Origin of the sequence: Saccharopolyspora sp. NPDC050642 (assembly GCF_040654735.1) — a bacterium.
GTDB classification, from domain to species: Bacteria; Actinomycetota; Actinomycetes; order Mycobacteriales; family Pseudonocardiaceae; genus Saccharopolyspora; species Saccharopolyspora elongata.
In genome coordinates this window covers 42,414-63,850 of record NZ_JBFAIN010000012.1, presented here as the reverse complement: position 1 = coordinate 63,850, position 21,437 = coordinate 42,414, and the positions used below count along the sequence as shown (strand labels likewise).

The following is a 21,437-nucleotide window of genomic DNA, read 5'->3' as shown; positions in this document are numbered from 1 at the left end:
GCAGCCGACGCCGGGACGAAACGTTCTGTCGTGCAACATCTTTCTAATCGACCGCTTCGTCGAGGGGCATCGCGGGAACACGTGATTGTCGTGGTGACGGGCTGATTTGCCGCGCGATATCACGGAAAGACGTGCTGCGCGGGGCGTGCTCGCGGGCGTTGAATCGGGCGGTGCGTTGTCGGCCGGGAGATTCGAGGATGCCGTGCGATCGAGGGGAACTCCGATGCGGATCTGCGTGATCGGTGCGGGCCCGCGGGGCCTGATGGTGCTGGAGCGGATCTGTGCCAACAGCCGCGAACTCGTCGGCCCGGCGGAGCCGGTCGAGGTCCACCTGGTGGATCCGCACGTGGGTGCGGGTGGCCGGGTGTGGTGGACCGGGCAGAGCTCGCTGCTGCTGATGAACACGGTCGCCTCGCAGGTCACCGTGTTCACCGACGACAGCGTGGAGTGCGAGGGGCCGATCCGGCCCGGGCCGAGCCTGCACGAGTGGGCGCGCGCCGATCCGGACGAGGTGCCGCTCGGGCCGGACGACTACCCGACGCGCGCCTCCTTCGGCCGCTACCTGGCGTGGTTCCTGGACCACGTGATCGCGACCGCGCCGCCCAACGTGACCGTCCGGCTGCACGCCGAGACCGCCGTTGCGCTGCAGGACGACGCGCAGCACCAGCGGGTCCGGCTCGCCGACGGCAGCGTGCTGACCGCGGATGCCGTGGTGCTCGCGCAGGGGCACGTCGACGCCGAGTCCGCCGGTGCGCCGCGCGATCTCGCGGAGTTCGCGCGGCGGTACCGGTTGCGCTACGTGCCGCCGAGCAATCCGTCCGAAGTGGACCTTTCGTCGATCGTCCCTGGCGAACCGGTCGGGCTTCGCGGTCTGGGCTTGAACTTCTTCGACTACCTGGCGCTGCTGACCGCCGGGCGCGGGGGCCGGTTCGTGCCGGCCAGCGGGAAGCTGCGCTACATCCCTTCCGGCCGCGAGCCGGTGCTGTACGCCGGTTCGCGCCGGGGCGTGCCGTACCACGCGCGCGGGCGGAACCAGAAGGGCGTGTCGGGGCGGCATGAACCGCTGTTCCTGACACCGGAGGTGATCGCCGGGCTTCAGCAGCGGGCCGCCGAGGGCGCTGCGCCGGGCTTCCTGGACGACGTGTGGCCGCTGGTGTCCAAAGAGGTCCGCGCGGTGTACTACACGACCTGGATCGGGCAGCACCGCAGCGCGAGCACCGCCCGGGTCTTCCGCCGGGACTACCTGCGCGCGATCGACGACGAGATCGCCGAGCGCTGGGTGCTGCGCCGCTACGGCGTGCCGCCGGGCGAGTGGTGGGACTGGGACCGGGTGACGCGCCCCTGCGCCGGGCGGGTCTTCGCCGATCGCGACGAGTTCCACGGCTGGCTGCTGGAGCACCTGGAACGCGATCTGGTCGAGGCCGAGCTGGGCAACGTCGCCGGGCCGCTGAAGGCGGCGCTGGACGTGCTGCGGGATCTGCGCAACGAGATCCGGCTGGTCATCGACCACGGCGGGATCGCAGGCGGCTCCTACCGGGACGAGGTGCAGCGCTGGTACACCGGGGAGAACGCGTTCCTGTCGATCGGCCCGCCGGCGCGGCGGATCGCCGAGCTGATCGCGCTGGTCGAGGCGGGCGTGGTGCACGTGCTCGGCCCCGGCATGCGGGTGTCGGCCGTGGATGCGTCGTTCGTGGTCTCCGCGCGCGGCGTGGCGGCGCCGCCGGTGCCGGTGACGACGCTGATCGAGGCCCGGTTGCCGGAGCCGGACCTGGGGCGTTCTGCCGATCCGCTGCTGAGCTGGCTGCGCCGGACCGGGCAGTGCGTGGCGTACCGGATCGCCGATCCGGACGGCGCTTTCCGGACCGGTGGGCTGGCGGTGACGCGCCGCCCGTACCACCTGATCGACGCCGCCGGTCGCCCGCATCCGCGGCGCTTCGCGTTCGGGGTGCCGACCGAGGCCGTGCACTGGGTGACCGCGGCCGGGGCGCGGCCCGGCGTGAACTCCGTGAGCCTGGCCGACGCGGACAGCGTCGCGCGGGCGTGCCTGTCGGTGCCGCGCAGCGAGCCCGGCCCGCGGCGGGCCGCGTTGTACGCCGACTACCACAATCCGCTCGCCTGGTTGCCGACCAGCGCGCCGCGGCGAGCGCGTGAGGGGGCGGCCCGATGAGACCCGGGGTGGATGCGGGCCTGCTTTCCCCTGTGTGGGCGGGCACTCCCGTGCACGCCGCGACCTCCGACGGCGCGTGGCTGGCGGCGATGCTGCGGGTGGAGGTGGCGCTGGCGCGGGTGCAGGCGCGGCTCGGGGTGCTCCCGGAATCCGCGGTCGCGGTGATCGAGTCGGTGGCCCGGCCGGAGCGGTTCGACCTCGGCGAGCTGGCCGTGCGGGCGCGCGAGGCCGCCAACCCGGTGGTGCCGCTCGTGTCGACGCTGACCTCGCTGGTGGCCGCGGAAAGCCCGGCGGCCGCCGACCACGTGCACCGCGGCTGCACCAGCCAGGACGTGCTGGACACCGCGTCCATGCTGGTCGCCAGGCGGGCGCTCGCCGAGATCGAGTCCTGTTTGGACCGTTGCGCGGCCGCCTTCGCCGAGCTGGCGAAGCGGCATCGGGACACGCCGATGGCGGGCCGGACGCTGACGCAGCACGCCGTGCCGACGACGTTCGGGCTCAAGGCGGCCGGCTGGCTGGCCGGGGTCGGCGAGGCGCGCCGCCGGGTGCACCGGCTGCGCACCGAGGGGCTACCGGTGTCGATCGGCGGCGCGGGCGGCACCGCCGCCGCCTACGCGGCATATGCGCAGGCTGCCACCGGCGCCGATCTCGTGGGCGAGCTCGTCGAGGGCATGGCGGGCGAACTCGGGCTCGCGATGCAGGCCGTGCCGTGGCACACGCAGCGGGTGCCGCTGGCGGATCTCGGCTGGGCGCTCAGCGTCGTCGCCGGGGTGCTGGGCAAGTTCGGCGCGGACGTGCAGGTGATGTGCCGCACCGAGGTCGGCGAGGCCGTCGAGCCGGGCCCGGCCGGGCGCGGGGCCTCGTCGGCGATGCCGCAGAAGCGCAATCCCGTGCTGTCGACGCTGGTCGTGGCCGCCGCCCGGCAGGTCGCCCCGGCGGCGGGGGTGCTGGCCCAGTGCATGCTCGCCGAGGACGAACGTCCGGCGGGGGCCTGGCACGCCGAGTGGCAGCCGTTGCGGGATTGCCTGCGCGCGGCGGGCGGCGCGGCGCACACGGCCGCCGAACTGGCCGAGGGCCTCGCGGTGTTCCCCGCCAGGATGCTGGAGAACCTGCACCAGACCGGTGGCGCGATCGTCGCCGAGCGGGTCAACGTCGCGCTGGCCCCGGTGCTCGGCAAGGCCCGCGCGAAGCAGGTGCTGGCCCGCATCTCGGCCGAGGCCGCCGCCGGGCGCGGCACGTTCGACCAGCTGCTCGCGGACGCACCCGAGCTCCGGGAGTCCGATGTGGACGCAGAGGCGGTGCGGGAGCTGCTCGCCCCGCAGAACTACCTCGGCGCCGCGTCCTGGTTCGTGCAACGGGCGCTCGACGAATACGGGCCGCCCGCTTGAGGGCTGGGATGCCACCGACGACCAGCGAGCGCCGCATGGACTTCGGCGAGCAGCAGCCCGGGCAAGCGTTGCTACAGGCGGGTCACCACGATGACCTGCCAGCTGCGGCCCGATCCCGGGAGACGACTTCGAGGACGACCTGGCGTGGCTTGCCGGTGACCCGGCCGACGTGGTTGACGAGCACGAGGCGACTACCGAACAGCCACCCGAGACCCCACCGGTAGAGGTGGATCGGCAGCCGGAACAGCAGTCGGCTCAGTCCTTTCGGCGGTCGCACCTTCTTGGCGATCTCCATGATTCGCTCCTCGCTCGGAACGGCCCACGCCGCCACTGGAGTCAGCTGACAAGCCTGCGCAGCACGGCCGCCGTGGACCCGGGTCCCGGTCTGTTTCCAGCCCGCGATGCAGGAGCACGGAGAGGTCATCGCACTCCTCCTCCAGGGCGATCGCCCTTTACGACCGTCCTGTTAGCACACCGCGACCATGCGCCGCGGGGGGTGGTCGGGCGCTGGAGCTTGCTCAACAACTGCGCGTTCGACCTACGAGGACGCAGGTGCCCCGACGTCGTCCGCTAGAGGGGCAGGACCGCGCCCGCGCGTTTCACGGTGCGGATCAGCGGGGCGGTTTCCACGGTGTGGATGTCGTCCAGTGATCCGATTTGTTCGGTCAGGTAGCGGTAGAGATGGCGGCTGTCTCGGCAGATGGTGGCAGCGACGAGGTTGGTCCGGCCGGTCGTGACGGCGACGAACGAGGTCTCGGGGTGGCCGGCGATGGCGTCGGCCACTCGCACGAGTGCGGCGGGCCGCACGGTCATCCAGAGCCGGGCCTCCGCGCGGTAGCCGAGCGCGGCGGGCGCGATGTCGAGGTCGAGCACGAGGATTCCGGTGCGGCGGAGGTGGTTCAGGCGGCGCTTCGCGGTGGACTCCGACCAGCCGGTGGCGGCGGCGAGCTCGGCATAGGGGGCGCGGCCGTCATGGGACAAGGCCGTCAGAAGGGCGTGGTCGCCCGCGTCGAGCGTGCCCGCGTCCTGGGTGCGTGCGGGTGGCATGGGCCGGAGCCGGGCGACCTGGTCTGCGGTGAGCGCGTGCGCACCAGTCCACTCGCCCGGCCGGGAACCGCCACCGAGCAGAGCGTGAGCGCTGACATCGAGCACGCGGCTGGTGCGCGGCAGCTTGTCCAGCAGGAGGGTGTCGCGGTCTGAGTCACTGCGTGCTTGCACGTTGCAGGAGATCTCGGTGCCGCCGGAGAGGATGTGGATCCAGAAAGTGTCCGGGCGCCGGGCAAGAGCGGCAGCGATCGCGCCGGCGGCATCCGGGGTGCACCGCACGCGGATGGTCCACGAGGTGTACCCGAGCAGGAACCCGTTCGCGGAGCCGACGACCCGGAGCACGCCAGCCGAGCGGAGGCGTCGGTAACGGCGGGCGATGGTGTTCTCCGATACTCCGAGCACACCGGCGATCGCACTGAACGGGGCCCGTCCGTCGATCTGCAACGCGTGCACCACTCCGCGATCGACGTCGTCAAGGGTGACGGATTCCATCTGATCACGCTAGTTCACGACGGAAACCGCCGCGAAATGCCTGATAGACGACGGAGGATCGCACCTGTGGCGATCGTTGTCGTGACGACGAGAGGAGTACGTCATGACAGCACGAGCCACGATTCTGGTTACTGGGGCGACCGGCAATGTGGGGCGGCAGATACTCGCCCACCTGCTCGCCAAGCCCGATGTCGCCATTCGCGCGATGGTCCGCACCCCGGCGATGGCCGACCTGCCGGACGGCGTCGAGGTGGTACGCGGGAACTTGGCCGAGCCGGAGTCCCTGCACGGCTGCCTGCGCGGGGTGGACGCGGTGTTCCTCATGTGGCCGCTGCACACCGGCGAGGTGCTGCCAGCGGTGCTGGAGGTGATCGCGACGCAGGCCCGCCGCGTGGTGTTCCTCGGCTCGGGCGGTGTCGGCGACCTCACCATGGACCAGCAACAGCAGCTGATCGAGCAGCGCGGTCTGGAGTCGACGGTCATCCGGCCGAGCACGTTCGCGGTGAACGCGCTGTGGTGGGCCAAGCAGATCCGGGCCGGCGACGTCGTGCGCGGCGCATATGGCGAGCTCCCCCTGGCGATGCTGCACGAAGCGGACATCGCCGCCGTGGCGGTGCAGGCCCTGACCAGCGACGGGCACGACGGGGCGACCTACCGCCTGACCGGACCCCAGGTGCTCTCCCAAGCCGAGCAGGTGCGGATCATCGGCGAGGCGATCGGCCGCCCGCTGCGCTGGGAGGAACTGTCCCCGCAGGACGCCCGGCAGCAACTGGTCGCCGACGGCTTCCCACCGTCCTTCGTGGACGTTCTGCTCGACGCCTACGCCACGATGATCACGTGGCCCGTACCGGAAATCACCACCACGATCGAGGCGGTGACCGGCACACCGGCTCGGACGTTCCGGCAATGGGTGATCGACCACGCCACCGACTTCCAATCCACCACGGGCGTCCTGCCCCAGCCGGTCCAGCACGAGCAGACGACAGGCCGTGAACGCTGAAAACGACGGCGCGGCCGCGGGTGGTGGCGCCACTCGCGGCCGCGCCGCATCGGTCAGGGCAGCCTGATCGACTGGGCGTGCTTGAACACGTCCCTCGGGTCGTAGGCCTTCTTCGCCTGCTGCAGGCGCCGGTAGTTCCCCTTGAAGTACAGGTCGTGCCACGGGACGCCCGAGGCGTTCCACGCCGGGTCGCTGATGTCGATGTCGCAGTAGTTGATGAAGCAGCCGTCGGTGACGTCGTTGGGCACCGGCACGCCGCCGGTGTCCCGGTAGACGGCCTGGTAGAACCGCTGGTGCCAGCCCACGTGGCGGTCGTCGTCCGCGGCGCCCTGCCAGGCGGTGCCCCACAGCAGCTTCATCACCGAGTCGCGGTGCGGGTTGGCGGTCGCGTCGGGCGCGACGGTGTTGACCTTGCCGCCGAAGGACGCGATCGACACCACGAACGGCAGCTGCGCGTAGTCGGTGTTGGTCAGCTGCTCGTACAGCGCGGCGATCTGCGCGTCGGTGAAGCCCTTGCGGTGGTAGCTGGACTTGTACTTGTAGCGGTCGGTCGGGTTGCTCATCCACATCCCGGGCCAGCCGGTCGCGTGCAGCCACGGCAGCTTCCGGTGGTCGGTGACGGTGGGCGTCACGCCGACACCTTCGCCGACCGCGTTGAGGAAGTCGTTGAGCAGCCGCGCCGCGTTGGGCAGGCCCGCGTCGATCTGCACGACCAGGTGGAACGGGCCGTACGCGCGGGTCGTCAGCTCCAGCCGGGAGAACAGCCCGGTGTAGGGGCTGTCCGGGCCGCTGTTGCGCTCCATCCAGGTGCCGTAGTTGCGCAGCAGCCGGGCGAACCGCTCGGGCGTCATCTGGTCCCAGGCCCACTCGCGGCGGTGGATCCACGCCTCCCGCGGCGGGACCGGCAGCAGCTTCGCCGGGTCGGTGCCGGTCGCGTTCGGGGCGCGGAACCAGAACCGCGTGGCCACGCCGAAAGCGCCACCGCCGCCGCCGGTGTGCGCCCACCACAGCTCGCGGTTGGGGTCGTTGGCCTCCCGGGTCGCGACGATCGCCCGCGCGTTCCCGCCGGCGTCGACCACCACGACCTCCACCGCGTACACGTGGTCGCTGATGTAGCCGTGCCGGCGGCTCAGCGGCCCGTAGCCGCTGCCGGTGACGTGCCCGCCGACGCCGACGGTGTAGCAGGAGCCGCCGGGCAGGCAGACGCCCCACCGCTTGTAGAGCGTGTCGTAGACGTCGCCCAGCTCCGCGCCCGCCTCGACCATGATCGCGTTCATCTTGGTGTCGTGGGCGATCGCGTTCATCTGCGTCATGTCGATGAGGACCCGCACGTCGGGGTTGTCGACGAAGTTCTCGTAGCAGTGCCCGCCGCTGCGCACGCCGATGCGCTTGCCGCGCCGCGCCGCGTCGCTGACGGCCGCGACCACCTGCTCCGTCGTGGACGGCAGGCACACGCTTTCGGGGTTGCTCACGAATCGCTGGTTCTGGCCCCGGGTCAGGCCGGCGAAGCGGACGTCCGTGGGGCCGACGGTGATGGCCGGGTTGGCGGCCGGTCCCACCTGCTGCGGGACGGTTGGTGCTGCGAGTGCTTCGGTGGTGGAGAGGACGGCGGCCGAGCCGCCGAGCGCCGCAGTCCAGGTGAGCAGGTTGCGGCGCGATAACGCGCTCATGCGAACTCCTCCGAGAGTGACTTGGTCCCCTGCGCCGTCGCGATCCGCGGACAGGCCGGACCGGCATCGACCTCATGGAGCAAAGGACGGATGACGCAGAGTCGCGGCCGCAGCGTCGATCACGGGCGGCTACACCCAATCGTGTAGATCCCTGCGCCAAAAGACATCACGTGATCACGTGATTGACTCACTCTCGGTGGCTGCTCCGTTCGGCCTCCCCGGACAACGGGACCCGGCCTCGCGACTACGACCACGCGCCCGCCGCGGCGGCCCGGGCGACGTAGTCGCCGAAGTCGACCGGTGCGCGCCCGAGCACCTGCCGAACCGCGTCGGTGGGCTCGGCGAGGTGCCCGGCGCGCATCGCGGCGAACATCGCGTCGACCTCCTCGACCTCGTCCTCCGACGCTCCCCCGGCCACGAGCTCGGCCCGGTACTCCTCGGGCGTGAGCTCCGCGTAGCGGATGGACCGCCCCGCGGCATCGGCCATCATCTCGACGGCCTCCCCGAAGGTGAGCGCCCGAGACCCCGAGAGCTCGTACACCTTCCCGTGGTGGCCGTCCGATGTCAGCAGGGCCGCCGCGACGTCGGCGACGTCCTGGACGTCGATGAACGGCTCCGGTGCGGGGCCGATGGGCAGGGCCAGCAGACCTGCTCGCAGCGGCGCGCGCCACAGGCCCTCGTCGAAGTTCTGGTTGAAGTTGTTCGGCCGGATGATCGACCATTGCGCGCCGGAGTCGCGCACTGCCTCTTCCGCCGCGACCACGTTCTTGAAGGGTTCCGGGGGAACCAGCCCGATGCCGCGCCCGGACAGGGCCACGAAGCGGCGGACACCCGCCGCGACCGCATTTTCGACGAAAAGCCTTGTCAGCGCAGGGTTCTCGGAAGCCACGAGGTAGACCGCCGAGGCCCCGTCCAGCGCGACCGGCCAGGTTCCCCGGTCGGCCCAGTCGAACCGCACCTCGCCGGAGCGGGACGCGGCCCGGACGTGTTCGCCCGCCGCGCGCAACGTGCTCACCAGCCGTCGTCCGGTCTTGCCCGTCGCTCCCAGCACCAGGATCGAATCTGCTTGTGTCGTCATGGGAAGCAGTCAACCGGCGGCGGCGCGGGGCGGCCATGGCTCGTCGTACGCGGAACATGTCCGATCGTCCGCCGCTATCGTGGAGTTCATGGACCCGTTCGACGACCTGTTGCGGGGCGTCCGCGCGGACGGCGCCGGTTTCAGCCGAACGGAGCTCTCCCCGCCGTGGGCGCTGCGGTTCGGGGACGCGGAATCCCTGACGCTGGTGGCGCCGCTGCGGGCCGCAGGCTGGATTTCCTTCGGGGACGGCAGGAAACCGCGGCTGGTGCGGGCCGGTGACGCCGCGATCGCGCGCGGCCCGGGGCCCTTCGCCATCTCCGACCGGCCCGAACCGGGGCGCGCGGCGTCAGCCGATCGCACGGTGCTGCTGACCGCGACTTACCGCGTGCGGGGCAAGGTGTCGCAACGGCTGCTGGGCGTGCTGCCGCCCGTCTGGTGGTGCCCGACGGGGACGGTTGCGCGTCGATCCGCGGTTTCCTGGACTCGCAGATCGCCGCGAGCCCGCCGGGACGGCAGGTGGTGCTCGACCGGCTGCTCGACTGGCTGCTGGTGTGCACGCTGCGGGGTTGGTTCGACCGGCCGGAATCCGTTGCCCCCGGCCTGATCCGGGCGTTGGGCGACGCCGCGATCGGCTCGGCGCTGCGGGCGATGCACGCCGCACCGGAGAAGCCCTGGACGCTCGCCGCCCTGGCCCGCGAGGCGGGGGTGTCGCGCACGACGCTGGCCGGCCGGTTCGCCAAGCTGGTGGGCGAGCCGCCGCTGACGTACCTGACGGACTGGCGGATGACGTTGGCCGCCGACCTGCTGGCCGAATCCACCGACCCGGTCGCCGCGATAGCGCATCGGGTCGGATACGCGGACGCCTTCGGCTTCAGCGCGGCTTTCAAGCGGTTCCACGGCGTCAGCCCTAGCAAGTACCGCCAGGAAGCCGAATGTGCGATCCGGTGCGGGCAATCCACATAGGACACATGACCGAGCGGGGACCGTGCCCGGCCGGGCACGGTCCTCGCGAACGGTCAGGCGGGGGACGCCACCAGCACGCTGGTCGGGGAGCTCGTCGCCCGCGTCTCCTCGTGGCGCAGGCCCGCCTTCTCGAACAGCGCCGTCAGCTCCGGCTCCGTCCGGACGTGGCCCGACAGCAGGCTCAGCATCACGATGTCCTCGAACTTGCCGAAGTGCGGGGTGTCGCCGGGCGGCAGCACCTCGTCGATCACCAGCAGCTTGCTCTCCGGCGACATCGCCGCCCGGATGTTGCGCAGGATGCTGATCGCGTCCTCGTCCTTCCAGTCGTGGATGGTCCAGGACAGCACGTACACGTCGCCGCCGGTCGGCACCGAGTCGAAGAAGTCGCCGCCGACGCACTTCGCGCGGTCGGACAGGCCCGCAGCCCGCAGCACCTCCTCGGCCTCCGGCACCACCCGCGGCAGGTCGAAGACCTCCGCCGTCATCTCCGGGTAGCGCGCCAGGATGGTGGCCACCAGGTGCCCCTGCCCGCCCGCGACGTCGACGAGGTGCCGCACGCCGGTCAGGTCGTAGGCCTCCAGCATCGCCGAGTTCACCATCCGGGCCATGCTGCCCATCGCGTCGTTGAACAGCTTCGCCAGCTCCGGGTGGTCGGCGAAGTGCGCCCACCACCCGCGGCCGTGCACGTGCTCGAAGGCCGGGCGGCCGCTGCGCAGGCTGTAGGCGAGCGCGCCGAAGGAGCGCTGCCGCTCCGGCAGCCCGACGTAGCGGGCCAGGGCGCGCATGGAGCCCTCGCCGTCGCTGCGCAGCGTGGCCGCGAGCGGCGTCAGGTCGAACACCCGGTGCTCGACCTCGGTGAACACCCCGACGCTGGCCAGCGCCCGCAGGCCCCGGTAGAGGCTGTCGGCGTCCGCCTCGACGCGCGCGGCGATGTCGTCGACGTGCGTCGGCTCGCCGTGGATCGCGTCGGCGACGCCGAGCTCGGCCACCGCGATCAGCAGCTGGCTGACCAGCGAGCTGTAGAGCATTTCGTACATGCGGACCGCGGGCGGCGCCTGCGTTCCCTCCGAGAGCACGCCGTAGGGCGTCGCCGAGCCGGGTTCGTTCATGACTCCCCTTCCCCATCCGGGCGCAGGCACGCCCGGGCGCAGTGATCGAGAAACGGTTTGCGCCGCTCGTAGAACGGGCGTCAGACGTTGGTGGTGATCAGGTGGTCGGCGAAGCGTTCGCGGAGTTGCCGCTTGAGGACCTTGCCGGTGGCGCCGGTCGGGAAGTCCGCGTCGTCGCGGGCGACCACCGCACCGTGCACTTCGGACAGTCCGGCGGCGGTGAGCGCCGCGTTGATCGACGCGGTCAGGTCCGCCACCGGCACGGCGTCGGGGTGCAGGCGCACCACGGCCAGCGGCACCTGCGCGCCGGGCGAGCGGGGATCGCTGACCCCGATCACCGAGCAGTCCGCCGCGAACCGGCAGCCGATGAGGATCGCCTCCTCCAGCGGCAGGCTGTAGACCGGGCCGCCGGAGGTGCGGATCACGTCGGGCACCCGGTCGAGGTGGATGAACCGGCCGCGTTCGTCGCGGTAGACGACGTCGCCGGTCAGCCAGTAGCCGGCGAACGACGACTTCACGGTCTGCTCGGTGTTGTTCCAGTAGCCGGGGGTCCGGGTCGGGGTCAGCACGCCCAGCCGCCCGGCGCGGCCCGGCCCGAGCTCGCGGCCGTCGTCGTCCAGGACCACGGCGCGGCGCACCACCTTGATCGGCGTGCCCACGCAGCGGCCGTAGTCGGTGCTGCCGAGCTCGCTGACCTTGCGGAACAGCGCCATGCCCATCTCCGACGAGCCGAGCCCGTCGATGAACCGGCTGCCCGGCCGGGACCGGAGCAGGCCGGGGCGGCGGCCGTGCTGGATGAGCGCCTTGATGTGCGCCTCGTGCGCGGCGTCGCCGGTGTTGATCCACGTGTGCACGTGCCGGGCGTCGGCCGCGTCCAGGCCGATTTCGGCCAGGTCGGCCCAGGTTTGCGGGAACGCGGCGATGATGGTCGGCCGGAACCGGCGCATCGCCGCCCGCACCGCCGGGCCCCCGGTGTCGGCCATCACCAGCGTCGGCAGGCCGAGCAGGGTCGCGGTCATCAGGTAGCTGATGCCCGCCGAGTGCGACTGGGGCAGCGCGGTGAGCAGGCGGTTGCGGGCCGCCGGCGGGAAGTTCCACAGCCGCCCGCGCTTGCCGAGGAAGAACTGGCGGTGGCCGAAGCTGGCGGCCTTCGGCGGGCCGGTGGTGCCGGAGGTGTGGCAGACCATCACCAGGTCGTCGTCGGCGTGGACGTACGGGAAGACGCCGGGATGGGTGGCGTCTGCGGCGGGCGTGGTGGGCAACGCGGCCGGCTCGGTGTGGAACGCGAGCCGCTCGGTGTCCAGGCCGGCGTCGCGCAGCCGCTCGAGGCGAGGCCCGTCGGCCACGACGCCGAGCGCGCCGATGCGGCCGAGGTACTCGGCCGCGACCTCCGGCTTCATCCGGCCGTTGACCAGCGCGGCGATCGCGCCGAGCGAGGTCAACGCCAGGAAGTGCAGGAACGAGTCGACGCCTTCCGGGACGTGCACGCCCACCACGTCGCCCTTGCCGACGCCGTGCGCGTGGTACCAGGCCGCGTAGGCGTTGCGCACCTCCACCAGCCGGGCGAGGCTGTAGGCCTCGATCTCGCCTTCCGGCCGCTGGGCGAACAGGAACGCCCGGTCCGGGGCGGGGTTGTGCGCCGCCGCGCGGTCCAGGAAGTTGCCCATCCCCAGTTCCCGGTCCAGCAGCAACTTCAGCCGCGCGGGTAATGGAAGGCGCGCGTCGGGACGGATGTTCTCGAGTGCGATCATGCTGGTGCTCCTTCGGGGACCGCCCGGGGCGCGAACCGGCCAGGGCGGACGGCAGGAGGAAACGGCACGGCGCACCGCGAACGGGGCCGCGCCGACGGGCACAATCGTCCACAGGGGACAATGCCTTGCTTCTTCGGCGGCGCGGGACCAGGCCTGCACCGCCGCGGGTTCTCAGAGGCTGTTCTGGAAGTGGTGCAGTCGGGTGTGGTACCGCAGGCTTTGTTCTTCGAAGCGGCGAAGCCGCTCGGCCCGCCTGCGCAACTCGCACCGCCGCGGGTTCTCAGACGTCGCCTGGCGAGGACAGCCCCGAAGCCGCGTATTGGACAAGTCGGGGATCCCACAGCCAGGCGGCGTCTGAGGTTCCGCCACCCACACAGCTACGCAGAACGAGTTTGGAAACAATCTCTCAGAGGGCTTCTCGCGAAGCCGCGGCGAGAAGGCCCCTGAGGTTCGGCCACCCGCACCGCCGCGCAGGACGAGCCTGCTAGCCGGGCTGACCTTCGTAGACGGTGATCAGGTAGCCGTCGGGGTCCTCGAAGATGAACTCACGGCCGCAGGAACCGTCGCAGATCGGCTTGCTGATCGGCACGCCGGCGGCGGTGAGCTGCTCGTGCAGCTTGTCGGGGTTCTCCGCCTTGATCCAGACGACGACGCCGTGCCCGACCTTGGCGACCTCGTCGAGGTCGATCGTGGCCTGGCGCAGCGCGATTCGGATGGGCGCGGCGGCCAGCACCGCCGCGTTGGGCACCTTGGATTCCACAGTGGAGAATCCGACGACCTCGGTGTAGAACCGCCGCGCCCGCTCCAGGTCGCGCACCTGCAGGGTCAGGAAGTCCGGTCCGACTACGTTTGTGGACACCACAGCTCCTAACGGGAATCGGGTGATTGGGGCCGGTGGAAAGGACTTCCGCCTTCTTCGGCGGGTCTCCGACCGGCTCGCAACCAGCATCCCCGCCCGGGCCGCCGACGGTCATCACGTGTTCGCGTGAGTTGCCGGCTGGTCGTGCGTCATCACGCGTCGCGCCAGCTCGACGCGGCTGGTGATGCCCAGTTTCGCGAAGCTGTGCCGGAGGTGGCTGTCCACAGTGTGCGGTGACAGGTACAGCCGGTTCGCGACTTCCCGGTTGGTGAGCCCCTCGGCGACCAGCCGCACCACGCGCAGCTCCGCGCGGGTCAGGCTGCCCCAGCCCGTCTTGCGGGTGCTCTGCCGCCGCGGCTCCGGCAGGTTCGGGGTCCGGGCCAGCAGCCCGCGCATCCGGGCGGCGTCCAGCAACGCGTCGCACCGCGCGTACCCGGATTCGGCCTCGATGAGCAGCTCGGTGGCCTGGTCGAGGTTGCCGAGGTCCGCCTCGGCGGCCGCCAGGTCTTCCAGCCCGTGCGCCAGCAGCACCGGCTGCGAGCCCGCCCGGTAGTGCTCGACGGCGGTGCGCAGCGACCGCACGTCCCGGCGGTGCAGGCCGGCACCGTGCGCCGCGGCGCCGAGGAACACGTGCACGTCGGGGTTGCGGCGGCCCAGCTCGACCGCCGCGGCGATCACCTGGGCCGCCGCGTCGTCGGCGCCGACCCGCATGGCCAGCCGCACCAGCACCGGGACTCGTTCGGGCGAGCCGACCAGCAGCGACCTGCTGCGCTTGAGCCGGTCGAGGACTTCCACCAGCTCCAGCCGGATCCGGTCCGGATCGCCCTCCACCCCTTCGGCGAGCAGCCGCGCCCAGACCAGCAGGTCCGGCATCCTCCGCCGCCCGGTCTCCACGATCTCCTGGGCACGGTTGAGGTGCCGCCACGCGGCCGACACGCCGTCGGCCCGCAGCGCCACCACGGCCCGGAGCGCGAGCAGCGGAACGGCCAGCGCTTCCGCGGAAAGCTGTTCGGTGAGCAGGATTCCGGCTTCCGCTTCGGCCGCGGCGTCGTTGAGCCGGCCGGTGGCGAACAGCAGCTCGGCCCGGCACAGGTAGCGCGGCGGCTGCGACCACACCGTCTCCAGCTCGGCGACGTCCTGCTCGTCCCGGCACAGCTCTTCCTCCGCCTCGCCGAGGCGGTCCGCGGCCGTCAGCGCGGCGGCCAGGTGCAGCCGGGGGTGCCGGGTGCGCCCGATGTCACCCGCGCGGTCGCCGAGCCGCACCGCTTCGGCCGCGTACCGGATGGCCGATGCGATATCGCCCTGCGCGAGGGAAACCCGGCTCCGCGCGCCGGTTCCGCACACCAGCGCGCCGTGCGTGCGGGCCCGGTTGGCGACGTGCACGGTGTTGGTCGCCGCGGCCGCCGCCGGTTCGATGTCGCCGACCGCGACCAGCCCGTGCGCGTGCATCGCCAGCAGTTCGGCGCGCACCATCGAATCCGATTTGGCGCGGGGCAGGGCGAGCACCGTGTGCTCGATGACCGCTGCGTGCTCGCCGACGGTGTGCAGCGCTTCGGTCAGGCCGAGCAGCAACATCGCCTCGGTGTTCGGCGGCAGCCCACTGCCGCGGAAGCGCTGGCCGAGCTCGATCGCCTCGGCCGGGCGGCCCGCCAGCACCAGCAGCCGCACCGCCTCGGCGGCCAGTTCCGCGCGGATCGGGCTGCGCTCGGCGATCAGCGGCAGGCTGCGGAGGATCAGGTCGGCGCCGGTGTTCGGCGCCGCCGGGGCGATCTCCTGCACCGCGCGCTTCACCACGGTCGCCACGTCCACCCAGCCGCCGCCGCTGAGCAGCAGGTGCTTGACCTGCTCGGTGGCCGACCGGCCGTGCTGGGCGAGCACCGACGCGGCCTCCTGGTGCAGCGTCGCCCGGGTCGGCTCCGGCATCCGGTGGTAGAGCGCCTCGCGGATCAGCTCGTGCCGGAAGCTCAGCTTCGCGCCCTGCTCGACCAGCACCTCGGCGTCGACGAGCATCGCGACGGTGCCCAGCAGGTCCACCGCCGGGCGCCCGAGCAGCGCGGCGACCTCGTGCACCCCGAAGGGCCGGCCGAACACCGTCATCGCGTCCAGCGCGCGGCGGGTGTCCTCCGGCAGGTCCTGCATCCGCTCGCCGACGGCGTCGAAGAACGTCGGCGTCATCGCCGCGGGCGGCTCCTGCGGGCCGTCGCCCGTCAGCCCGCGCAGCATCTCCCGCAGCAGGAAGGGATTTCCGCCGCTGCGCGCCGCGTAGGCCAGGGTCGCCTCGTCCGGTTCGACGCCGAGCACCTCGGCGCACAGCTGCGCGACCGCGCCGTCGGAAAGCGGTTCGAGCTGCCGCTTCTGGGCCCCGTCGCCGATCAGCCAGTCCAGCGCTTCCTGCGCGCAGCTGCGAATGGGGTAGGGGCGGCGGGTGAAGTACCAGAGCACGGCTTCCGAGCGGAGGGCGGGCACGAGCACGCGCAGTGCCAGCGCGGTCGCTTCGTCGGCCCAGTGCGCGTCGTCGAGGGCGATCAGCATCGGCTGCTTCCGGGCCTGTTGCGCGATCATCTCGCCGACCTGGTCCACGGCCCACAGGGTGGAGGTGTTCAGCTCGGGGCCCGCCGGGATCTGCGGTCCGAGCAGATGGCAAGATCTGAACAACGAACGCAATGTGATCAACGGCGTGTTCTTGTCCAGCTTCACGGCCTGCGAAGAGATGACTCCGAGACCCAGTGCGTGGCTTTCGGCCTCCACTTCCTGCAGCAGTCGGCTCTTGCCGATGCCGGCCGACCCCTCCACGACGACGCAGTTCCCGGCTCCCTCGGCGACCTGCAGCAATAACTCGCGCGATTCACCTAAGACACGTTCCCGGCCGATCAGCGGTAACGCATCAGTGTCCATCGTGTGTTCCCCTCGGTGAGCAGCATCAGACGAACGCAGATAGCTGACGCGACAGTACCCGAACAATCAGCAGGAGGCGGGTTGTTCCAAAAGCGTCAAAGGGAATGCATTCACCCGAGTGTCGCAGGAGGAAGCCGCCGGTAGATCTTTACCGCGCGAGGCTTTTTTGGTATCAAAGTCCGTAACCCCCCGTCCATTTCCTTTTCACGACATATCCGCCGCGAAGCATCCGGTGAATTCCCGTCGGCGGAATCGTGCGCCACCGTTCGGCCCAGCGCGGCGCGGACACCCCAGAATTGAGTGATCTTGGCCACATCTCGCGGGGTGGTCGGCTGGGAACGGCCGGTCAATGGGAATCCCGCGATGACGTGATGCCCGCACCCGGCCCGATCGCCGAGGCTCGACAGCGCGCACCCGCTGGTCGAGAGGAGTCTGAACATGAGCGCACCGGAGGTCACCCGCCGGGTGATCCACGTCCCGCCCGGCGCGGGCCAAAGCGTCTGGGCCTTCAGCGGCGACCGCTACACGCTGAAGGTCGGAGCCGAGGACACGGACGGAATGATCGGGGTCATGGAGGGCGAGATCCCGCCGGGCAGCGGCCCGCCGCTGCACGTCCACCAGTACGAGGACGAGGCTTTCTACCTCGTCGAAGGAAGCCTCCAGGTGTTCGACGGGGACCGTGAATTCACCGCCGAACCGGGTTCTTTCATTTATCTTCCGCGCGGTTCGGCGCACAGGTTCAAGAATATTTCCGATACGCCCGCGAGAATGCTCATGCTTTTCGTTCCGAGCGGGTTCGAGAAATTCTTCCTGGAGGTCGGCGTGGAGGCGGTGCCCGGTCAGCCGGCGCCGCCGCCGAGCCAATTCGAGGCCGATGTGGAACGGTCCATGCGGATCGCGTCGGAGAAGTACGGCATCGAATAGTCCGGCCGCCCCACCGCGGCGGGCGCGCACCCCGGGCACCGGCCTGCGCCGGTGCCCGGTCGACGCGCCCGGATCAGGCGGGCACGGCGTCATCGCGACGCACCTCCGGCGCGGCCATCATCCCGTCCCAGGCCAGCATCGCGCAGTCGATGACCGCGTGCACGGCCTCGCGGGAGCTCCCATCCCTGGCCTGAATGGACAGTCCTTGCAGGACGGTCAGGCAGAACGAGGCGATCTTCTCCAGGTCCGCGCCGGCGGGCACGTCGCCGTCGGCGACGCCGCGCTCCAGTCGCGCGAGCACCGCCCGGAAGTCGTCCTTCCGGCACTCCGCGAGGAAATCCCAGATCCGCTCGTTCTCCGGCGTGCAGTTGGTGGCCGCGAGCACCACCATGCAGCCGCGCGGCGTGTCCGGATCCACATAGGCGTCGGCGTTGTCGCGCAGCATCGCCTCGATCGCGCGCCGCGCCGTCGGCTGGCTCTGCAGCGACCGGTCGCCGACCGCCTCATCGGCGCTGTTGTAGAGCGCGACGGCCTCCCGGAAAAGATCCTCTTTGGACCCGAACGCCGCGTAAAGGCTCGGCGAGCTGATGCCCATCGCGCCGGTGAGGTCGCTCAGCGACGTGGCCTCGTAGCCGCGTTCCCAGAACAGCTCCATGGCGGTCCGCAGGGCGGCTTCCCGGTCGAAGCTGCGCGGACGTCCGCGTGGCGACATCGTCTTCCCTCCTCCCCGGATGGCGCCGGTTCGCACCGGGCCTTCCCCTGTTGACACCCGAGAGTAGCGATGATAGCCATTTATATATCGTTCGACACAGAAAAGCGAGGGGCTCATGACAGGTCTGGACGGCAAGGTCGCGCTGGTCACCGGTGGCGGACGCGGCATCGGTGCGGCGGTCGCCGAGCGACTGGCCGCGGACGGCGCCGACGTCGCGATCACGTACAACACCTCGGCCGACCGTGCCAACGGCGTGGTCGACAAGATCAAGGAGGCGGGCCGGCGCGGTGCCGCGTTCGCGGCCCCCGCCACCGACGCCGCGGCGGTGACCAGCGCTGTTGAGCAGACGGTCGCCGAGTTCGGCCGGCTGGACATCCTGGTCAACAACGCCGGGATCTTCCCGTGGGCCCCCATCGACGAGCTGACCCTGGAGCAGTTCGACGAGACCGTCGGCATCCACGTGCGCGCGGTGTTCGTCGCCGTGCAGGCCGCGGTCAAGCACCTGCCCGAGGGCGGCCGGATCATCAGCGTCGGCAGCAACCTCGCCGACCGGACCCCCGGCCCCGGCCTGAGCCTGTACTCGCTGAGCAAGTCGGCGCTGACCGGCTTCACCCGGGGCCTCGCCCGCGACCTCGGTCCGCGCGGCATCACGGTCAACCTGGTGAACCCGGGCTCCACCGACACCGAGATGAACCCGGCCGACGGCGAAGAGGCCGACGGCGAGCGCGCCCTGACCGCCCTGGGCCGCTACAACGACCCGGCGGACATCGCGGCCGCGGTCGCGTTCCTGGCCGGCGAGGGCGGCCGCAACATCACCGGCACCGGCATCCTCGTCGACGGCGGCGCCAACGCCTGACGGCGTTGCTCCGACCTCCTGGAACAAGGGAAACAGCAATGGCTTGGGTCATCCTCGTCGCAGCGGGCCTGCTCGAGATCATCTGGTCGCTGGCGCTGAAGCACGCCGAGGGCATGACGCGGTTGTGGCCGGCGGTGCTGGGCATCGGCGTCGCCATGATCAGCCTCGGCATGCTTTCGGTGGCGCTGAAGGACCTTCCCGTGGGCAGCGCCTACGCGATCTGGGTCGGCATCGGCACCGTCGGAGTCGCTGCGGTGGGGATGATCTTCCTGAGCGAGCCGGTGACCTTCTCGAGACTGGCCTTCTTGGCACTGATCGTGGTCGGCATCGCCGGCCTGAAATTCGTGGAGGGTTGACAGGCCACTGTAGACGATCCGATTTCCTTTCCTTCCCCGGAAGATGCCGCCTCGCCCGAGCGAGGCGGCATCTTCGCTTCGCGACCGGCTCCCGAGAACACGTGATGTCGCGGCCGGGCCGGGCGAAGCATGCTGGGGTCCGGCTGCCGCAAGGAGAACCAGACGCCGGCAAACGGCTGGAGGAGCGGAAAGATGGCTGAGCACAAGAGGGAACTGGACATCGCGGTGATCGGCGCCGGGGTACTCGGGTTGTCCACCACGGAGGCCCTGCTGCGGCGGGGCGCGAACGTGAAGTGCTTCGACGGCCGCCGGCCCGGGTCGGGCCAGTCGGGCGGGCTGTCCCGCACCTTCCGGCACCGGCACGACGATCCGCACATCGTCGACCTGGCCGCGCGCGGCCTGGCCGGCTACCGCGAGTGGGAGCGCCGCTCCGGCGTCGAGATGGTGGGCACCGAGGGCTGCGCGTACCTGGGCACCACCCCCGCCGACACCACCGGCCTGAAGATCCACCAGGTGCCGCACCACTACGCGCCGGCGGCCGACCGCGCGGAGGTGTTCGGCGCACTCGGGCCCATCGAGGGCCCGCTGCTGGTCGACCCGACCGCCGGGGCGCTGCGCGTCAACCACGTGATCGAGACGCTGACCGGCTGGGTCGGCGACCACATCATCGCCAACGACATCCACAGCCTCCTGGTGCTCGACAACGGGAAGGTCGAGTTCCAGACCGCCGACGCGATCTACCACGCGCGGCACGTCGTGCTCTGCGCCGGCGTCGACACGCCGCGCCTGGCCGCCCGCCTCGGCTGGGACATCCCCCTGGACTGCGCGCTGCACGCCCGGCCGCACTACCGGATCCGCGAGGAGCTGCGCGGCGCGCCGACGCCGTGCTGGGTGGACAAGTCCGGCCAGTTCGGCGAGATGGTGTACGGCTCGGTGATCCCCTACACCGACCAGTACGTGCTGGGCCTCATCGGCGACGGCGTCGACGTGCCGTTCGACGCCCGCGGCGCGCTGACCGGCGAGGAAGGCATGGAGGATCACGTCCGCCGGGTCACCGGCTACGTCGAGCGCGCCCTGCCGGGGCTGATCCCGGAGCCGATCGGGGTGCGGGTGTGCATCATGAGCAAGCTGCCCGCGGGCAGCGACGCGCTCCGCGCCTGGCACGCCCCCGGCGTCACCGCGATCGCCGGGCACAACCTGTTCAAGTTCGCCCCGGAGCTGGGCGAGCTGCTCGCGGACTCGGCGGTGCACGACCGGCTCCCGGCGGACCTGGAGCTCGCCGGGGCACACGCGCTGGGGGCGGCGTGAGCAGGCCGGTCATCGCCGTCGCGGGCGCATCGGGCGCCGTCGGGCGCGCGGTGACGCGGGAACTCGTGCGGCTCGGCCACCGCCCGCGCACGCTGGTGCGCCCCGGCTCGCCGAACCGCGCGCCCGACGCGGAGGTCGTCGAGTGCGACCTCACCGACCGCACGTCGACCCTGAACGCGCTGCGCGGCGTGGACCGGTTGTTCATGCTCACCCCGTTCCACCCGGAACAGCTTGTGCTGCAACGGAATCTCATCGAGACCAGCGGCGAGGCGGGGGTGAGCCGGGTGGTGAAGCTGTCCGCGCTCGGAGCACAGCCCGGGGCCGAGTCGAGCATCCACCACCAGCACGGTGTCGGCGACGATGCGCTGCGCGCCGCGGGCATTCCGCACGCGGTGCTGCGCCCCAACGCTTTCATGCAGAACGCATTGCAGTGGCTGCCGACCATCCGGGCGCGCGACGCGATCGTGCTGCCGGTCGGGGCGGCACGGGTCAGCATGATCGACGTCGAGGACATCGCCCTCGCGGCGGTGAGCCTGCTGACCGCGGACGTCGCGGCCGGGGACTACGACCTCACCGGGCCGGAAGCCCTCGGGTACCGGGAGGTGGCCGAGATCCTGTCCGAAGTGGCCGGACGCCCGATCCGGCACGTGGACGCCGCACCCGCCGAGGTCGCGGCAGCCATGCGATCGGCGGGAGTGCCGGACTGGGCGGTGGCGGCGCGCCTCCAGCTCTACGCCACCTACCGGGCAGGCGAGGCGGAGGTGGTGACGACGGCGGTCGCCGACATCACCGGCCGACCGCCGCGCGACTACCGGTCGTTCGCCGCCGGACTCGCCGAGCAACTGCGGAACTGAAGGGGGAA

At 71.5% G+C, this 21,437-nt stretch carries 18 protein-coding genes and 1 pseudogene; 10 read left to right on the top strand and 9 right to left on the bottom strand.

The window, feature by feature from the left end; all coding sequences use genetic code 11:
- Positions 1-223: 223 nt before the first annotated feature.
- Entirely contained in the window at positions 224-2,167 is a 1,944-nt protein-coding gene (locus AB0H93_RS20145; RefSeq protein ID WP_358574410.1) for an FAD/NAD(P)-binding protein, read from the top strand.
- Positions 2,164-3,555 carry a 3-carboxy-cis,cis-muconate cycloisomerase gene (gene pcaB / locus AB0H93_RS20140; RefSeq protein ID WP_358574409.1) on the top strand — a complete coding sequence of 464 codons (1,392 nt, stop codon included), beginning with the start codon at positions 2,164-2,166 and terminating at the stop codon, positions 3,553-3,555. The genes AB0H93_RS20145 and pcaB overlap by 4 nt, the downstream gene beginning before the upstream one ends.
- A gap of 82 nt (positions 3,556-3,637) precedes the next feature.
- Here the strand turns inward: pcaB and AB0H93_RS20135 are convergent, their stop codons facing one another.
- Together AB0H93_RS20135 and AB0H93_RS20130 are read right to left on the bottom strand one after the other, a co-directional pair.
- The gene (locus AB0H93_RS20135) at positions 3,638-3,850 is read right to left on the bottom strand and encodes a hypothetical protein (RefSeq protein ID WP_358574408.1); all 213 of its coding nucleotides are present in this window, start codon (positions 3,848-3,850) and stop codon (positions 3,638-3,640) included.
- Between the two features lie 275 nt (positions 3,851-4,125).
- Entirely contained in the window at positions 4,126-5,094 is a 969-nt protein-coding gene (locus AB0H93_RS20130; protein WP_358574407.1) for an Lrp/AsnC family transcriptional regulator, read from the bottom strand.
- Positions 5,095-5,197: 103 nt separating this feature from the next.
- On the opposite strand from AB0H93_RS20130, the gene AB0H93_RS20125 reads away from it, so the two are divergent.
- Positions 5,198-6,094 (top strand): NAD(P)H-binding protein, encoded by an 897-nt coding sequence (locus tag AB0H93_RS20125; RefSeq protein WP_358574405.1) that lies wholly within the window; start codon positions 5,198-5,200, stop codon positions 6,092-6,094.
- 53 nt (positions 6,095-6,147) lie between these two features.
- Here AB0H93_RS20125 and AB0H93_RS20120 read toward each other — a convergent pair whose 3' ends face one another.
- Together AB0H93_RS20120 and AB0H93_RS20115 are read right to left on the bottom strand one after the other, a co-directional pair.
- Positions 6,148-7,764: an FAD-binding oxidoreductase gene (locus AB0H93_RS20120; RefSeq protein WP_358574404.1), complete on the bottom strand. Its 1,617-nt coding sequence runs from the start codon at positions 7,762-7,764 to the stop codon at positions 6,148-6,150.
- A 244-nt stretch (positions 7,765-8,008) separates the two neighbouring features.
- On the bottom strand, positions 8,009-8,842 hold the full coding sequence (locus AB0H93_RS20115) for an NAD(P)H-binding protein (RefSeq protein WP_358574403.1): 834 nt from the start codon (positions 8,840-8,842) through the stop codon (positions 8,009-8,011).
- Between AB0H93_RS20115 and AB0H93_RS20110 the strand changes: the two are divergent.
- Positions 8,841-9,358 (top strand): annotated as a pseudogene (locus tag AB0H93_RS20110) (cupin domain-containing protein); the annotation flags it as partial. The gene AB0H93_RS20115 and the pseudogene AB0H93_RS20110 overlap by 2 nt on opposite strands.
- A gap of 132 nt (positions 9,359-9,490) precedes the next feature.
- Positions 9,491-9,805 (top strand): helix-turn-helix transcriptional regulator, encoded by a 315-nt coding sequence (locus tag AB0H93_RS20105; RefSeq protein ID WP_358574627.1) that lies wholly within the window; start codon positions 9,491-9,493, stop codon positions 9,803-9,805.
- 53 nt (positions 9,806-9,858) lie between these two features.
- Here AB0H93_RS20105 and AB0H93_RS20100 read toward each other — a convergent pair whose 3' ends face one another.
- The 4 genes from AB0H93_RS20100 to AB0H93_RS20085 all read right to left on the bottom strand — a co-directional run bounded on the left by AB0H93_RS20100 (position 9,859) and on the right by AB0H93_RS20085 (position 16,419).
- The gene (locus AB0H93_RS20100; RefSeq protein ID WP_358574402.1) at positions 9,859-10,914 is read right to left on the bottom strand and encodes a methyltransferase; all 1,056 of its coding nucleotides are present in this window, start codon (positions 10,912-10,914) and stop codon (positions 9,859-9,861) included.
- 80 nt (positions 10,915-10,994) lie between these two features.
- Positions 10,995-12,665 carry a class I adenylate-forming enzyme family protein gene (locus AB0H93_RS20095; protein ID WP_358574400.1) on the bottom strand — a complete coding sequence of 557 codons (1,671 nt, stop codon included), beginning with the start codon at positions 12,663-12,665 and terminating at the stop codon, positions 10,995-10,997.
- A 484-nt stretch (positions 12,666-13,149) separates the two neighbouring features.
- Positions 13,150-13,524, bottom strand: a complete 375-nt coding sequence (locus tag AB0H93_RS20090; RefSeq protein WP_358574399.1) for a VOC family protein — start codon at positions 13,522-13,524, stop codon at positions 13,150-13,152.
- 114 nt (positions 13,525-13,638) lie between these two features.
- Positions 13,639-16,419, bottom strand: a complete 2,781-nt coding sequence (locus AB0H93_RS20085) for an AAA family ATPase (RefSeq protein ID WP_358574398.1) — start codon at positions 16,417-16,419, stop codon at positions 13,639-13,641.
- A gap of 438 nt (positions 16,420-16,857) precedes the next feature.
- Between AB0H93_RS20085 and AB0H93_RS20080 the strand changes: the two genes are divergently transcribed.
- On the top strand, positions 16,858-17,343 hold the full coding sequence (locus tag AB0H93_RS20080) for a cupin domain-containing protein (RefSeq protein ID WP_358574397.1): 486 nt from the start codon (positions 16,858-16,860) through the stop codon (positions 17,341-17,343).
- Positions 17,344-17,416: 73 nt separating this feature from the next.
- Here AB0H93_RS20080 and AB0H93_RS20075 read toward each other — a convergent pair whose 3' ends face one another.
- The gene (locus AB0H93_RS20075; protein WP_358574396.1) at positions 17,417-18,055 is read right to left on the bottom strand and encodes a TetR/AcrR family transcriptional regulator; all 639 of its coding nucleotides are present in this window, start codon (positions 18,053-18,055) and stop codon (positions 17,417-17,419) included.
- Between the two features lie 115 nt (positions 18,056-18,170).
- Here AB0H93_RS20075 and AB0H93_RS20070 point away from each other — a divergent pair, with 115 nt between their 5' ends.
- The 4 genes from AB0H93_RS20070 (at position 18,171) to AB0H93_RS20055 (ending at position 21,429) form a co-directional block, all read left to right on the top strand.
- The gene (locus AB0H93_RS20070; RefSeq protein WP_132489714.1) at positions 18,171-18,911 is read left to right on the top strand and encodes an SDR family oxidoreductase; all 741 of its coding nucleotides are present in this window, start codon (positions 18,171-18,173) and stop codon (positions 18,909-18,911) included.
- Positions 18,912-18,949: 38 nt separating this feature from the next.
- Positions 18,950-19,267 (top strand): multidrug efflux SMR transporter, encoded by a 318-nt coding sequence (locus AB0H93_RS20065; RefSeq protein WP_358574395.1) that lies wholly within the window; start codon positions 18,950-18,952, stop codon positions 19,265-19,267.
- A gap of 192 nt (positions 19,268-19,459) precedes the next feature.
- The gene (locus tag AB0H93_RS20060; RefSeq protein WP_358574394.1) at positions 19,460-20,575 is read left to right on the top strand and encodes an FAD-binding oxidoreductase; all 1,116 of its coding nucleotides are present in this window, start codon (positions 19,460-19,462) and stop codon (positions 20,573-20,575) included.
- Complete coding sequence (locus AB0H93_RS20055) at positions 20,572-21,429, top strand: SDR family oxidoreductase (RefSeq protein WP_358574393.1); 858 nt, start codon at positions 20,572-20,574, stop codon at positions 21,427-21,429. The genes AB0H93_RS20060 and AB0H93_RS20055 overlap by 4 nt, the downstream gene beginning before the upstream one ends.
- The last annotated feature ends 8 nt before the right edge of the window (positions 21,430-21,437 follow it).